Source organism: Paenibacillus sp. R14(2021), assembly GCF_019431355.1.
Lineage (GTDB): Bacteria > Bacillota > Bacilli > Paenibacillales > Paenibacillaceae > Paenibacillus_Z.
Genome location: NZ_CP080269.1, coordinates 350,472 through 364,432, shown reverse-complemented (window position 1 = coordinate 364,432; position 13,961 = coordinate 350,472). Strand labels below are relative to the sequence as shown.

The 13,961-nt window shown below is 51.3% G+C and carries 13 protein-coding genes and 1 pseudogene; 2 read left to right on the top strand and 12 right to left on the bottom strand.

Annotation, left to right across the window (positions count from 1 at the left end; genetic code table 11):
- Nucleotides 1-34 precede the first annotated feature (34 nt).
- Both KXU80_RS01935 and KXU80_RS01930 read left to right on the top strand, forming a co-directional pair.
- Nucleotides 35-1,276, top strand: a complete 1,242-nt coding sequence (locus tag KXU80_RS01935; RefSeq protein ID WP_219836625.1) for a nucleotidyltransferase — start codon at nt 35-37, stop codon at nt 1,274-1,276.
- Nucleotides 1,277-1,367: 91 nt separating this feature from the next.
- Nucleotides 1,368-2,561 carry a nucleoside recognition domain-containing protein gene (locus tag KXU80_RS01930; protein ID WP_219836624.1) on the top strand — a complete coding sequence of 398 codons (1,194 nt, stop codon included), beginning with the start codon at nt 1,368-1,370 and terminating at the stop codon, nt 2,559-2,561.
- A 4-nt stretch (nt 2,562-2,565) separates the two neighbouring features.
- Here the strand turns inward: KXU80_RS01930 and coaD are convergent, their stop codons facing one another.
- The 12 genes and pseudogenes from coaD to KXU80_RS01870 all read right to left on the bottom strand — a co-directional run.
- Entirely contained in the window at nt 2,566-3,081 is a 516-nt protein-coding gene (gene coaD, locus KXU80_RS01925) for a pantetheine-phosphate adenylyltransferase (RefSeq protein ID WP_219836623.1), read from the bottom strand.
- An 18-nt stretch (nt 3,082-3,099) separates the two neighbouring features.
- Entirely contained in the window at nt 3,100-3,681 is a 582-nt protein-coding gene (gene rsmD, locus KXU80_RS01920; protein WP_219836622.1) for a 16S rRNA (guanine(966)-N(2))-methyltransferase RsmD, read from the bottom strand.
- A gap of 148 nt (nt 3,682-3,829) precedes the next feature.
- A complete protein-coding gene (locus KXU80_RS01915; RefSeq protein ID WP_219836621.1) occupies nt 3,830-4,792 on the bottom strand; it encodes an ABC transporter ATP-binding protein in 963 nt (320 codons plus the stop codon).
- Nucleotides 4,789-5,787 (bottom strand): ABC transporter ATP-binding protein, encoded by a 999-nt coding sequence (locus KXU80_RS01910; RefSeq protein ID WP_219836620.1) that lies wholly within the window; start codon nt 5,785-5,787, stop codon nt 4,789-4,791. The genes KXU80_RS01915 and KXU80_RS01910 overlap by 4 nt, the downstream gene beginning before the upstream one ends.
- Before the next feature lie 19 nt (nt 5,788-5,806).
- Complete coding sequence (locus KXU80_RS01905; RefSeq protein WP_219836619.1) at nt 5,807-6,724, bottom strand: ABC transporter permease; 918 nt, start codon at nt 6,722-6,724, stop codon at nt 5,807-5,809.
- A complete protein-coding gene (locus KXU80_RS01900; protein ID WP_219836618.1) occupies nt 6,721-7,656 on the bottom strand; it encodes an ABC transporter permease in 936 nt (311 codons plus the stop codon). The genes KXU80_RS01905 and KXU80_RS01900 overlap by 4 nt, the downstream gene beginning before the upstream one ends.
- An 83-nt stretch (nt 7,657-7,739) precedes the next feature.
- Nucleotides 7,740-9,371 carry a peptide ABC transporter substrate-binding protein gene (locus tag KXU80_RS01895; protein WP_219836617.1) on the bottom strand — a complete coding sequence of 544 codons (1,632 nt, stop codon included), beginning with the start codon at nt 9,369-9,371 and terminating at the stop codon, nt 7,740-7,742.
- Between the two features lie 264 nt (nt 9,372-9,635).
- On the bottom strand, nt 9,636-10,784 hold the full coding sequence (locus tag KXU80_RS01890) for a peptidylprolyl isomerase (protein WP_258171204.1): 1,149 nt from the start codon (nt 10,782-10,784) through the stop codon (nt 9,636-9,638).
- Nucleotides 10,785-10,900: 116 nt separating this feature from the next.
- Nucleotides 10,901-11,071 carry a hypothetical protein gene (locus KXU80_RS28335; protein ID WP_374987770.1) on the bottom strand — a complete coding sequence of 57 codons (171 nt, stop codon included), beginning with the start codon at nt 11,069-11,071 and terminating at the stop codon, nt 10,901-10,903.
- 90 nt (nt 11,072-11,161) lie between these two features.
- On the bottom strand, nt 11,162-11,323 hold the full coding sequence (locus KXU80_RS01880) for a CidA/LrgA family protein (protein ID WP_258171398.1): 162 nt from the start codon (nt 11,321-11,323) through the stop codon (nt 11,162-11,164).
- Between the two features lie 132 nt (nt 11,324-11,455).
- Nucleotides 11,456-12,412 carry a D-2-hydroxyacid dehydrogenase gene (locus KXU80_RS01875; protein WP_219838818.1) on the bottom strand — a complete coding sequence of 319 codons (957 nt, stop codon included), beginning with the start codon at nt 12,410-12,412 and terminating at the stop codon, nt 11,456-11,458.
- 1,012 nt (nt 12,413-13,424) lie between these two features.
- Nucleotides 13,425-13,679: pseudogene (locus KXU80_RS01870) on the bottom strand (IS5/IS1182 family transposase); the annotation flags it as partial.
- Between the last annotated feature and the right edge of the window lie 282 nt (nt 13,680-13,961).

Genomic DNA, 13,961 nt, shown 5'->3' with positions numbered 1-13,961 from the left:
GACAAATATACATTGCCTGTACGGAGGTCAGCTTATGCGCACGGTTGGGATCATTGTTGAGTATAACCCATTTCATAACGGACATCACTATCATTTGCAGCAATCGCTAAAAATAACGGAAAGCGATGCGGTCGTCGCCGTCATGAGCGGCCATTTCCTGCAGCGCGGAGAGCCTGCGCTGCTGAATAAATGGACGCGCGCCGAGATGGCGCTTCGAGGCGGCTGCGACGTGGTTATCGAGCTGCCCGTCGCCTATTCGACGCAGGCGGCGGAGTGGTTCGCCTACGGCGCTTGCGCGCTGCTGGAGGCGACGGGCGTCGTAGACGCGCTCTGCTTCGGGAGCGAAGCGGGCGATATAGCGCCGCTTCGCCGCGTGGCGCGGCTGCTCGCGCATGAGCCCGAATCGTTCGGGCGGCTCATGGCGGATGAACTGCGGACCGGCGCCAGCTATCCCGCTGCTTACAGCGGCGCGGTCCGCGCGTTCATGGCCGCAGCGGACGATCAAGAAGCGGCGGCATTCGCGTTCGAGCAGCCCAACAATACGCTGGGGCTGCATTATTTGCTGGCGCTGGAGAGGCTCGGCAGCGCCATTGAACCGTTCTCTCTGCGGCGCGAGAAGGCGGGCTACTCGCAGACCAGCATAACCGACGCGCAAATCGCAAGCGCGACGGCCATCCGCAAGCTCGTTGCGGAATCGGCGTCGCCGGAGCATGCGGCCCCGTTCGTGCCGCCCTCCACGATGGAGCTGCTGCTGCGCGACCATGCCGCCGGACGCGGGCAGAACAGCTGGAAACAGTACGCGCCGACGCTGTTCCATAAGCTTGTAAGCGAATCCGTGTCAGACTTGGGCGGATATTACGAGATGAACGAAGGCTTGGAATATCGCGTAAAGCGAATACTGCCGAAGCTTGGCGACATCGCCTTCGAAACGCTGCTCGAGCAGTTGAAGACCAAGCGTTACACGCGAACGAAGCTTCAGCGAGCCATGCTCGCCGTCCTGCTTGGGCACCGCAAGGAACTGCTTGCGCCGGACCGCCTTCGAAGCGGCATCCAGTACATTCGCGTGCTCGGCTACAGCCCCCGCGGACAAGAACTGTTAAAGCGGATGCGTAAATCCGCTAAGCTCCCGATTCTGAGCAGCGCCGCGAGCGCTGACGGGATGCTTCCTTATCTGGAGCTCGATATTCAGGCCACTTCCGCCTATGCGCTCGGCTGGAAGGATGCGGGACCGCGGGATTTATTCCGGGATTACTACGAGAAGCCGATCACCATCTAGAGCTTCGCTGGTCTAACCGGCGAAAGACAAGCGTAAACATGTAGTGGCCCCTGTTTGTCCGGCGCTACTTTGTGCTATGGAGTGAGAACACATGACACGCACGCTGATTCTTGCCTTCTTATCAATCCTGCTCGTCGCTTCTATTATTATAAAGCCCGACGAAGCATTCCAAGCATCCCTGCAAGGCCTGACAGTCTGGTGGAATATCGTATTCCCCGGACTGCTTCCTTTCCTCACGCTGCTGGAGCTCATGCTCGCCTTCGGCGCCGTACATGCCTTCGGCACTTTGCTTCAGCCGCTCATGCAGCGGCTGTTCCATCTTCCAGGCGAAGCCGGAATCGCGCTTGCGCTGGGCTGGACAGGCGGGATCCCCTGCGGTGCGGATGCGGCAGCTGCCTTGAAACGCGACGGAACGCTTACCGCCGCGCAAGGAAATCGCCTGCTCGCGCTTGCTCATATGCCTAATCCGCTATTCATGCTGCTCGTCGTCGGCACGGGCTTCCTGCATCGGCCGGCGCTCGGGGCCGCAATTCTCATTACCGTTTGGTCAAGCGCGCTCTTGGCTGCTCTAGCATCCGCCATTCTTACAAAACGGCATGACCGGCAAATCAAAGGCGATTCCAATAACAGCGCATCAAGCGGGCTGCTCCGCAGAGCAGCTGCCGCCATGCGGGAAGCCCACAACCGCGACGGACGATCCTTCGGGAAGCTGCTAGGAGACGCCGTTACAACTTCCGTCTACAAGTTGATGGCGATCGGCGGGTTCATGATTCTGTGCGCCGTGCTCGTTCGGCTGCTCCAGCCTCTCATTCCCGGCATCGTGCCTGCTTTTCTGCTGCCAGGACTTGTTGAAAGCCATCTCGGCGCATACGCTGCGGCAACAGCCGCATTCAAGGGAGGCGCGCCTTGGAACGCCGCTGCGGCCGCCGCCGTACTCAGCTGGGGAGGCCTAAGCGCCCTCCTGCAAGCCGGGACTTCGGTCGCAGGAAGCGGACTGTCCTTGCGATCGCTCGCCGCTGCCCGCATCTGTCAAGGTTTCCTGTCGTTTCTTCTGACCCTCGCCTTGTGGAAACCACTAACAGCGCTGTTCGCTCGAATTTCCCCTGCCATGCTCCCCGCAATGGGACAGCACGAAAAGACAGGCTCTGCCCCAACCGCAATCGTCCATGCCGGCGATCTGCAGTCATTGTGGCCATTCATGCCTGCCTTGCTGCTTCTGTTCGTCTCCCTGCTGCTGCTGCTCTCATTCCTCTCGGCGGCAGCTTCGAAGCTGCGGTTGCGATGATGCCTCAGTCAGCAAATTTCGCGATTAACGCTGCTCTCACTTCATCTGGAACCAAATCCTGCACGTTGCCTTTAAACATCGCGATTTCTTTGACGATGCTGGAGCTTAAATAGGAATATTTGGGATTCGTCATCATAAAAATCGTCTCGATCTCCTCATCCAGCTGATGATTCGTAGAGGCCATCTGAATCTCGTATTCGAAGTCCGTCACCGAGCGAATGCCGCGCACGATAACATGAGCTTCGCTTGCTCGCATGAAATGAACGAGCAAATCTCTGAAGCTGTCGACCGACACGTTAGGCAAGTCCGACGTGACCTCGGCCAGCAGCGCCTTGCGCTCATCTACAGTAAACAACGGTTTCTTGCTCGTATTATTCAGCACAGCCACGATTAAATGGTCAAACTGCTTTGCCGCCCGTCGGATAATGTCGAGATGCCCGCAGGTGACGGGATCGAAGCTGCCAGGATAGACGGCAACGCGGTGGCCGGGCAAGCGCGGTGTTGCGTTTGGTGCTTTCATGCGTTCTATTCCTCCATCTTACACGTTCTCTTCTGTCTGCTCGGGTTCCGCTTCGAAGCGGTAAATAGTTACGGCCGTATCGCCGTACTGCGAATGACGCACTTGTCTGAACCGCGCAATGGACGCCGGGTATGCATGTTCGGCATCGTGCTCAACTACAATGGCAGCGCCTTCCTCAAGCAGCTCACGATCGGCCAATTCAGCAATCAACACGTCCATATCCCGCATCCGATAAGGCGGATCCAAGAATACGACACCAAACTTTATGCTTCGTTTTGCCAGCGCTTTAACCGCTCTGACCGACTCGGTTCGATAGATCTCGGAACGATCCGTCATGCCAGCTGTCTGCACGTTCTGCTTAATCACTTCAATGCTGGTTCCGTCCAAATCGACGAATACCGCCCGGTCTGCCCCTCTACTGAGCGACTCGATGCCGAGGCCGCCTGTTCCGGCAAACAAATCTAGTGTCCAGCCGCCGTCGAAATAAGGACCGATCATGCTGAAAATCGCTTCTTTCACTTTATCGGTGGTCGGGCGTGTGTTCTTGCCCGGTACCGCTTTTAAAGACCGGCCTTTCGCCGTGCCTGCGATAACTCTCAAAGCCGACTTGCTCCCTTCGCCTTATCCTTCCCAAACCACTTAGTATAGTAACATAATTCGCGCGACAAGTTAATTACTGCTTGTCTCTGCTTCTTCGGAAATGTCAAAAAAGACGCTCTGCCCGAAAGCAAAGCGCCCCTTCCTATTATTAAGCGTAGTGGCAAGCAGCCCAGTGGTTCGGTTCCACTTCGCGGAAAGCCGGAACTTCGGCAGCGCATTTCTCCGTTGCAAACGGACAACGCGTGCGGAAATGACAGCCGCTAGGCGGGTTGATCGGGCTCGGCAAATCGCCTGTGAGTACCATACGATCTTTCTTTTCTTCAACATCGGGATCCGGAACCGGAATGGCCGACATCAATGCTTTCGTGTAAGGATGCTTCGGATTCGCGTAGAGCTCTTCGCTCTCCGCCAGTTCCACCATCTTACCCAAGTACATAACCGCTACGCGGTCACTGATATGTTTAACCATTGCAAGGTCATGCGCGATAAACAAGTACGTCAGGCCAAAATCACGCTGCAGATCCTGAAGCAGGTTGACAACCTGCGCCTGAATCGATACGTCAAGCGCCGAAATCGGCTCGTCGCAGACGATGAATTTCGGATTAACGGCAAGCGCGCGCGCGATACCGATCCGTTGACGCTGGCCGCCAGAGAATTCATGCGGATAACGCGAAGCATGATCCGGACGAAGACCTACGCGGTCAAGCAGGCGCTCGACTTGAAGCTTGCGATCTTTGCTGCTACTTGCCAAACCGTGGATATCCAGCGGCTCGGCGATCAAGTTTTCAACCGTCCAACGCGGGTTGAGCGAAGCGTATGGATCTTGGAATACCATTTGCATCTCACGGCGCAGCGCCTTCAGCTTGGAGCCGCGCGCCGACATAATGTTCTGTCCTTTAAAGTTCACGGCGCCGCCTGTCGGCTCGTATAAACGCAGAATCGTGCGTCCTGCGGTCGATTTACCGCAGCCGGACTCGCCTACCATGCCGAGCGTTTCGCCTTCGCGGATGCCGAAGGATAAATCGTTGACGGCTTTGAGCGTCTGATTGCCGCCCACTTGGAAGAACTTCTTCAGATGATCGACCTCAATCAATACCTCTTGCTTGCTCATGCTCCTACCTCCTCTTTACGAGCCGGATCGTGAAGCCAGCATCTAGCCGTCTGCGAGTCGCTGATGACGTAGTTGATCGGATCGTTGTCCACGCAGATCCGCATCGCTTCGTCGCAGCGTGCACAGAATGCGCAGCCCTTCGGAGGTGCCGACATATCAGGCGGCGTACCGAAGATCGGCACAAGCGGCTCGTCCTTTTTCTGGTCAAGACGCGGCAGCGAACGCAGCAAACCTTTCGTATACGGGTGCTGCGGGTTTTTGAAAATTTCTTGTTTGGTGCCTGTTTCTACGACTTTGCCTGCGTACATGACGACAACTCGGTCACACATCTCAGCAACGATGCCAAGGTCATGCGTGATCAGAATGATCGACGTGCCTGTCTTCTCCTGCAGTTCTTTCATCAGCTGCATGATTTGCGCTTGAATCGTAACGTCCAGTGCCGTAGTCGGCTCATCCGCAATCAGCAGCGACGGATTGCACGCAAGTGCAATTGCGATCATAACCCGCTGGCGCATACCGCCGGAGAACTGATGCGGATATTGGCGAACGCGGTCATCTGCATTCGGAATGCCGACAAGCGTCAACAGCTCAACCGCACGTGCCGTCGCTTTCGCCTGCGTCATCTTCTGGTGCTTGATCAATACCTCGGTAATTTGGCGGCCGACCGTCAGCGTTGGATTCAACGATGTCATCGGATCTTGGAAAATCATTCCAATCTCGTGACCGCGGATGCTCTCCATTTCCTTCTCGGATTTGGCAAGCAAATCCTGGCCCATAAATTCGATGGAGCCTTGCTTAAACACGCCCGGAGGCGTCGGTATCAACCGTAGAATAGATTGCGCGGTAACGCTCTTGCCGCTGCCGGACTCGCCGACGATGGCAACAGATTCCCCGCGATTGACTTCGAGATTCACACCGCGGACGGCTTGTACTTCCCCACCGCGCACGTGAAACGAGATATGCAAATCGTTAATACGAAGAATCGGATCGTTCATAAGCTCACTCCCAGCGCTGTTATTTTTTCATTTTCGGATCGAATGCATCCTGCAAACCGTCCCCGAAAATGTTAAAGGCTAGCATCGTAATACTGAGCAGCGACGCCGGAATGAACATCAGCCACGGATACAGCGTCCACGAAGACAACGCTTCGCCGATCAATGTACCGAGAGAGGATGCCGGCGACTGCACGCCAAGACCCAAGAAGCTGAGGAACGCCTCGGAGAAAATAGCCGAAGGCACCGACAGCGTCACTGTGACGATAATTGGTCCCAGTGTGTTTGGAATCAGGTGTTTAAACAAAATACGGGCACCGCTCGCGCCCATTGATTGTGCGGCAAGGACATACTCTTGGTTTTTCAACTGAAGAATTTGACCGCGAACAATCCACGACATCGTAATCCAGCCCGTAATCGACAACGCAACGATAATGGTCGTCAGGGACGAGCCCATAACGACGCTAAGCAGAATAACGACCAGCAAATGCGGAATCGCATACAGCACCTCGGCGAGCTTGTTCATCGCACCGCCAAGACGCTTGCCGGCATAGCCCATGATGCCGCCGTAAATAATACCGATAATTAGATCGAATAGCGCAGCTGCAACACCAACGGTCAAGGAAATACGTACGCCAAGCCACGTTCTCGTAAACAAATCGCGGCCGAGGTTGTCGGTTCCGAACCAGTGCTTGGAAGAAGGCGCTGCAAACGTATTATCCAGATCGTTCGTATACGACGTATACGGCGAGAGCATCGGACAAACGATGGAAAGCACGGCTATGACAATAACAATATACAAACCGGCCATCGCCCAGCGGTTGCTGCGCAGCTTTGACCAAGTAATTTGCCAAGTTGAGCGGCTTTCGGTTGCGATAACTTCAGCCTCTTGATGCTTTTGTTCCAAACGTTCAAATGGAGACGGGGCAGTTTGACTCATGATTTCACGACACCTCCGCTCATTTTGATACGCGGATCAACGATAATGTAAAGAATATCCGTTACAAAACGCGCTGCCATTAGAATAACGGCATAGAAAATTGTAATCCCCATAATAAGCGTATAATCCCGGTTAATGACGCTGTCAACGAAATAAGCACCGAGTCCAGGCAGACCAAAAATTTGCTCCACAACAACAGAGCCCGTAATAATGTTCGCAGTCATCGGTCCGAGGTATGTGACGACAGGTAAAATACCGTTACGCAGACCGTGCTGCCACAGAATAGCTGAAGGCGTCAAACCTTTGGCTTTAGCTGTACGAATATAGTCGGAAGTCAATACTTCCAGCATAGAGGAACGGGTAAGCCGAGCGATAAATGCGATTGGAAGCGTCGACAACGCGATCGTAGGAAGTACGTAGTCAAGCGGTCCCTCAAGTCCTGCAACGTGAAAAATAGGCACTTTAACCGCCAAAAAATATTGAATCATCGATCCAATAACAAAGTTTGGCACTGAAATTCCGATTACCGCGAGAAACATAGCCGAATTATCGACCAATTTGCGATGGCGAAGCGCAGCCATCATGCCTAGATATATACCTATGATTACAGATATGACGACTGCAATCGCACCGATTTTAAGCGATGTACCGAACGAATCCGTAATGATACTTGTTACAGTTCGGTTCTGGCTTTTCATAGACAAGCCAAGGTCAAACTGGAGCAGCTTTTCCATATAAATCAAATATTGAACGCCAAGCGGTTTATCCAACCCGTAGTGTGCCATGATGTTAGCTTTGATTTCGGGTGGAATTGCCTTCTCCTGCGTGAACGGGTCCCCAGGGACTGCATTCATCAAGAAGAAGGTTGCGGTGGCTAGAATTAGTAGTGAGAACACGATGTTAATGAGTTTACCACCCAAGTACCGAACCATCCTAAACACTCTCCAATCATAGAGAAGGGATATATATGGGTGTACCACATATATCCCTATGTCCCCTGAATTCTTATTGCATATTATTTTTCAATCGAGATACGCGTGTAATCAACGTTACCGCTGAAATCAATCGTGTAGTTTTTCACGTAAGGCTTAATCAGCTGCGCGGAAGAGTAGTAGTAAAGCGGCATGAGCGCCATGTTGTCGCCAACCAGGATTTTCTCCGCTTTCGCCATTGCGTCTACGCGTTTTTGTTGATCGGCCGTGCTGTAAGCTTCTTTAACCAGTGCGTCGTACTCTGGGTTTTTGAAGCCGATATCGTTGTTGCCGCCTTTGGATGTGAACATATCGATGAATGTCATCGGATCGTTATAATCCGCTCCCCAACCTGCGCGTGCAACGTCGTAGTTCAAGCTTTGACGGTTTTTCAAGAATACTTTCCATTCTTGCAATTCAAGCTTCGTGTCAATGCCGAGGTTTTCTTTCCACATGTTTGCAATTGCTTCCGCAACCGTTTTGTGAAGACCTTCGTTGAACGTAAGCGTGAATTCAGGCATTTTCGTCATGCCTTCTTCTTTCAAGCCTGCTGCAAGCAATTCTTTTGCTTTTGCAACGTCTTCTTTGAAGTAGTCGCTGTCTTTCACTTCGGAACGGTATTCGCCCTTCACGCCGTGGATACCAGTCGATACGAAGCCGTAAGCTGGAACTTCGCCTGCTTTTGTTACCTTATCTACGATGTCTTGACGGTTGATCGCCATCGAGAGCGCTTGACGAACCTTTGCATTATCAAACGGTTTCTTCGTGTTGTTGAAGTTGTAGTAGTACGTGCTTGCAATACCTTTAACGGACAATTCTTTATTGTTTTCTTGACGGAATTTAGCAAGTTGTTCAGGTGGAATTGCTCCTGTCGGCTTACCTGCCCAGTCAAGTTGACCCGTTTTGTACATGTTAAGCTCGGTGTTCGGATCTTTAACCATTACGAATTTAACGTTTTTAAGTTTGATGCTATCTTTGTCCCAATAATTTTCGTTTGGTACGAGTTCGATGGAATCGCCGTGTTTCCACGATTTCATTTTGAATGGACCATTGCTGATGTAGCCGTCCGCTTCAGCAAAGTTCGCATCCTTTTTCACAGGGAATGCTGTGAAGAACGCAGCGATGTTCAGGAAGTAAGGCGTTGGATTTTCCAGATCTACTTCCAGCGTGTTGTCGTTAACCGCTTTGACGCCGAGTTTGCCCGGGTCCGTGATATGATTCGGGTTATCCGTCGCAACATTGAAGTTTTGACCATTCTTAATGTAATAGAGCTGGTAAGCATAAGGAGCAGGAGGATTCAGGTTCGGATCGAGCGTACGTTTCCACGAATACTCAAAATCTTGTGCCGTAACCTTATCTCCGTTCGACCATTTTGCATTGTCGCGCAGATGGAACGTGTATTTCTTGCCGTCAGGGGATACGTCCCATTTCTCGGCAACCCCCGGTACGATGTTACCGGATGCATCGGTGCGAGTCAGACCTTCGAATAGGCCTGTAAGCACCGTAAAGGATACTTGGTCTTGCGCTTGCGAGACATCAAGACTTGGCGGCTCGGACGTAAGGTTCATCCGGAACGTTTGATCAGCACCCGATCCTGATCCGCTCTTTCCGCAGGCAGACAATATGCCTGTCACAACCAGCATAAGTGAAACCATGAACAACATTTTCTTCTTCATTCTTAAGAGCCCGCCTCCATACACAATAATATATTTTTTTAAACCTGTAGCCAATAATACAACTTTACTTGCAATTTGTAAAACACATTTTGAACAATTGTAAAGATTTTCTATCCTTTAGTGTTAATATAGTTAACACGGATATAACTGGCAACGCATTCACTCTCAACTCTCTGCTATCTTATAAATTCTCTTTAATATTATAACCACAATAAAAAAAACCACCACAGTCCAAATATTGGAACGTGGTGGTTTTTCGATTCATTATTGACTTGTTACTGCGTTATTTGCGCCAGTGTCGGGCGCTCCTGCAGCTTCTTGGTCATCCTTTTTTAACGTATTCGTAATTTGCGATTTTTTCTTCAAATCTTCCAACCAAGTTGTGGAAAGCTCGGAGATTTTGGATTGTATGATCTGTTCTTTAATCTCTTCTTTCTTCTCCGCTAGCGTTGCTGTCTTCGCTTCTTTGCGGTCCGTAACTTTGATGATGTGGTAGCCGTATTGCGATTGTACCGGCTCCGTCGTCATCTCGCCGACTTTAAGCGCGAAGGCCGCTTTCTCGAATGCCGGATCCATGGCGCCTTTGCCGAAGAACCCAAGATCGCCGCCTTTATCCTTGCTGCCTGGATCCGTGGATTTCTCTTTGGCGATCTGCGCGAAATCCCCGCCGTCCTTCAGCTGCTTGATGACCGCTTCCGCCTCTGCCTTCGTCGCAACGAGGATGTGGGATGCTTTCACTTGTTCCGGTTCATCGTATTGTGCTTTGTTCTGGTTAAAGTAATCTTCAATGTCCTTATCCGTCACTTTCACTTGCGGCTCGAGGATTTTGCGGATGCGAAGCTGCATCGGCGTTTGTTTCTTGAGATCATCCAGCGTCATGCTGGCTTGCTGCAAAGCGGATTGAAAGTCAGCTTCCGTCGGGAATCTCTTCTTGATGTTCGCGATTTCCTTATCTACATCGGCATCTGTGATGGCGATACCGGCTTTATCGGCCTCTTGTTTAACAAGCTCGTCTTGAATGAGGTTGTCCATCGTTTGGGCACCGCCCAATTTCACCATTTCATCGTACAGCCGATCTTTGGTAATGGCCACGCCATTTACAGAGCCAACGGCATCCTTGCTTGCACTGCCTCCAAACGGCGGTTTCACCAGTACAATCAGTAGAATAAGCGCAAGGCCCAAAGAAATGTACATCCATGCTTTGCCGCCGCTGCCCGCTGGCTTCGATGCTGGTTGATGAGCTTCGGTATGTTCACGGGAAGCTTCCTTCTCATCTTCTGTATCTCTCTCGCTGCGATCGTCTTCAGGTTCATCAGGCGTTTCTATTGCACGGACACCCTCTTGATTCTCATTCTCCACTGTCTGAAGTTCGTTTTCTTTCTTCAAATCTTTGTCATTATCTCTTTCGTTCAACTTGAAATCTCCCTTCCGGCATGTGAAATCGACTAACTCTACTGTGCCACTATAGCAGAAATCACTTTGTCAAACCTTAAGAAAAGATAAAAGTTGCAAATTGAATGATTTTGTCGTTATTGCCTCTTTCTTGGGAATTCGCCAGAAGCCGGGCCGACCCGATGCCGTGCGCCATCGTTCCGATCCCTGCCAACGAGTGTGCCCTGCGCAAGGCGAGGAAGTAATTTCATGTACCGCATTGCATGTTTATACAAGGGCACTACTTTAGCAACCGTGGCTGGCCCCAGGAAGAACGTGACGATATCTCCGCCGATTTTGTAAACTGCCGCGGGAATGCCGGCCGTATAACAACCCCTTCATTATTAATCCCATTGCAATCATGATCGTTGCCGTCCCGAACGTGAACCGTCAGCAGCCGCAATCCAAGAAGCGCTAAGCGTCGGCATGATTGCCCCAGCCACTGCAAGAAGCGGCACGAAAAACAGCATCATATGCCTCGTCAGAAACATCGCGCTGCTCTCCACCCATTCCAGCTTCACTACACGCAGAAAAAGAGCTGCCGTTAACAACAGCAGCCCAAGTACATTCGACGGAAGCTAGTACACCTGCAGCTTGATGAAGCAGAAGACCTGCTCGGTCAAAAATCATAATTATACAGAACCACGTATAACTCAGTTGACCCGGTTCACGGCATCGGACCGCAAATACGATTGCAGATTCGATGCCGCTATTGCCATTAGACGTCCGCGGGCTTCAACCGACGCCCACCCAATATGCGGCGTAATTATGCAATTCATTGCATGCAGCAGGGGATTGTCGGCAGCCGGCGGTTCTACGCCAAGCACATCAAGTCCCGCCCCCGCGATGATGCCTTTATTCAAGGCGTCAGCCAAGTCTTGTTCGATAACATGTCCGCCTCTCGCCGTATTAATGAACAGTGCCGTACGTTTCATCAATGCCAGCGATTCTGTATTGATCATGCCGGCCGTGTCAGGCGTCAGTGGGCAATGAAGCGAGATGATATCCGAATTCGCGAATAATTCCCCCAGTGCCGCGAAGCCCACCGCCTCTAGACCAGCGACTGCCTTCTCCGTGCGCGTATGCACAAGAACATGCATGCCAAAGGCCAGTGCAACGCGGGCGACCTGCTGCCCAATCCCGCCAAATCCAACGATGCCGATTGTTTTGCCTGCCAGCTCATGAAGCGGATGAAGCGAGAACGTAAAATCCGGTCCAGCCGCCCATCTTCCGCCTCGCGATGCTTCGCTGTGCGCACTGACGTGATTGACATGCTCGAGCAGCAGTGCGAATACGAGCTGCACAACGGAATTCGTGCTGTAATCCGGCACGTTCGTCACGATAACGCCCTGTTCCGCCGCAGCTGCGGTATCCACAACATTGTAACCCGTCGCCAATACGCCGATATATTTGAGCGCCGGAAGCTCGCTCAACATGGCTGCGGACAGCGGCGTCTTGTTCGTCAGAATTACGTCTGCTCCCGCAGCGCGCTCCAGGATCTCTTCCTTAGCCGTACGGTCATAAACTGTCAAATCGCCAAGCTCTTGAAACGCACGCCAGTCCAAATCGCCGGGATTTAGCGTAAACCCGTCAAGTACTACGATCTTCATCTTCGTCTGCCCCTCTCTGAGTCCATCTGTATGGCCTTTAAGAAGATCATACAGCATGCAAGCGATAATGGTAACCGTTTTCCTCGCATCTTCGATTCGGACATATTCATCCGCGCAATGGCCGTTCGCTTCCTCTAAAGTTCGTGGACCCGCGCAGAACATAACCGTAGGTATGCCAGCTTCAGTAAAATGCCTCGCATCGGCATCCAGCGGCACGTCCGCCACCGTCATCTCAGCTCCCATAACAGCCGATCAATTATCGCTCAGCGCATGCAGCAGCCATTCCTTTCCTGCCACCTCATCGATTGCGCGCTTAGGCTTGCCGTACCGATCAAAAAAGCTCGCGCAGCGCCATCTATTGCGCCGACATGTTTAAGCAAATATCACCCGTGACAAAATTAATTTCAACGTAAGTAGTCACTTCCACGGAAAAGCGAGGGAGGGGGGTTGCTGGCAAATGGATGCTTCATTCGATTTGATGCTGATTGGCGGTCGTCTCGTGCTGCAGCTAACGATAAACGAATCACCGATTCATAAATGATGCATTTCAATGTCATGTAATCTAACTAACCTCGAACCAAATTTGGAATCGAATCGTCCATTTCTACACGGCAGCTATCGCCGACTCGACAAAGTAACAGCTGATCTACAGCATAAGTAAGAATTAAATCCATTCACAGGTATATCTCTCCGCAATATGGGCATTCTTAAGATATCGGCGTCGCGAGATGCCGTAGACAACCGCGGAGAAGACTTACGTTTCCCCATAAGCTCTTCGTCCGGTTTCTCCTCTCCCATGAAAGGGGGCTCCAGTAATGGGGCCCCCGGATTTTTTATATACCCCAGTAATATCAGTTGCCCAAATTTCAATTTAAAACCCCCTTATACGCAGGAGGCCACTAAAGCATTATTGAAATATATAAATGAACAAAACAAAAGACGACTTTCAATCCAGCATTTGGATATAATGTCGTCTTTTTCTTACATTTGTTCCCGATTTGGGTACCCATTTTTAATCTGTTAGTTTCAAGATTCGTTTCAGGTTTACAGCAAATATTGCCATTGCCCCCTGTAACTCCATTCCGAATAGACCCGAGGATGCGGCTACAACATACCCGTGTCGATGTTTAAGCTCGCTGTTCTTCGCCTCGATCTAGTAGCATTCCTTGGCCCGCTCTTTTCGAATCTTCATATGGCCGGCCTTGCAGTCATACAGGGCGGCATCTTTATTGAATTCTAATTCATCTTCTTTCTTCCGCCGCCCCTGCTTTCCCTTGTTATAATCAAAGTAAAAAAGGAGCAAGCTCCTCAAAAAATTGATAACTTGCTCCTTTTTAAGTTTTTCAGTGGCCTCCATACGCAGCGAGGAGTTTTTTACTTAATTCAAATAATACCCTAAAATAAAATGTGGGGTTTCCCGTGAGGTTTGCGAGTTTTTCATAAACTTGTGGGGCGTTCTGTCTACGCATTACGAGTGCGTTACACGAACTACCTATAAGGTTTTGTTAGGTCTCATATGCTCTGCGGTTAGATTAGTCAAATCCGATTA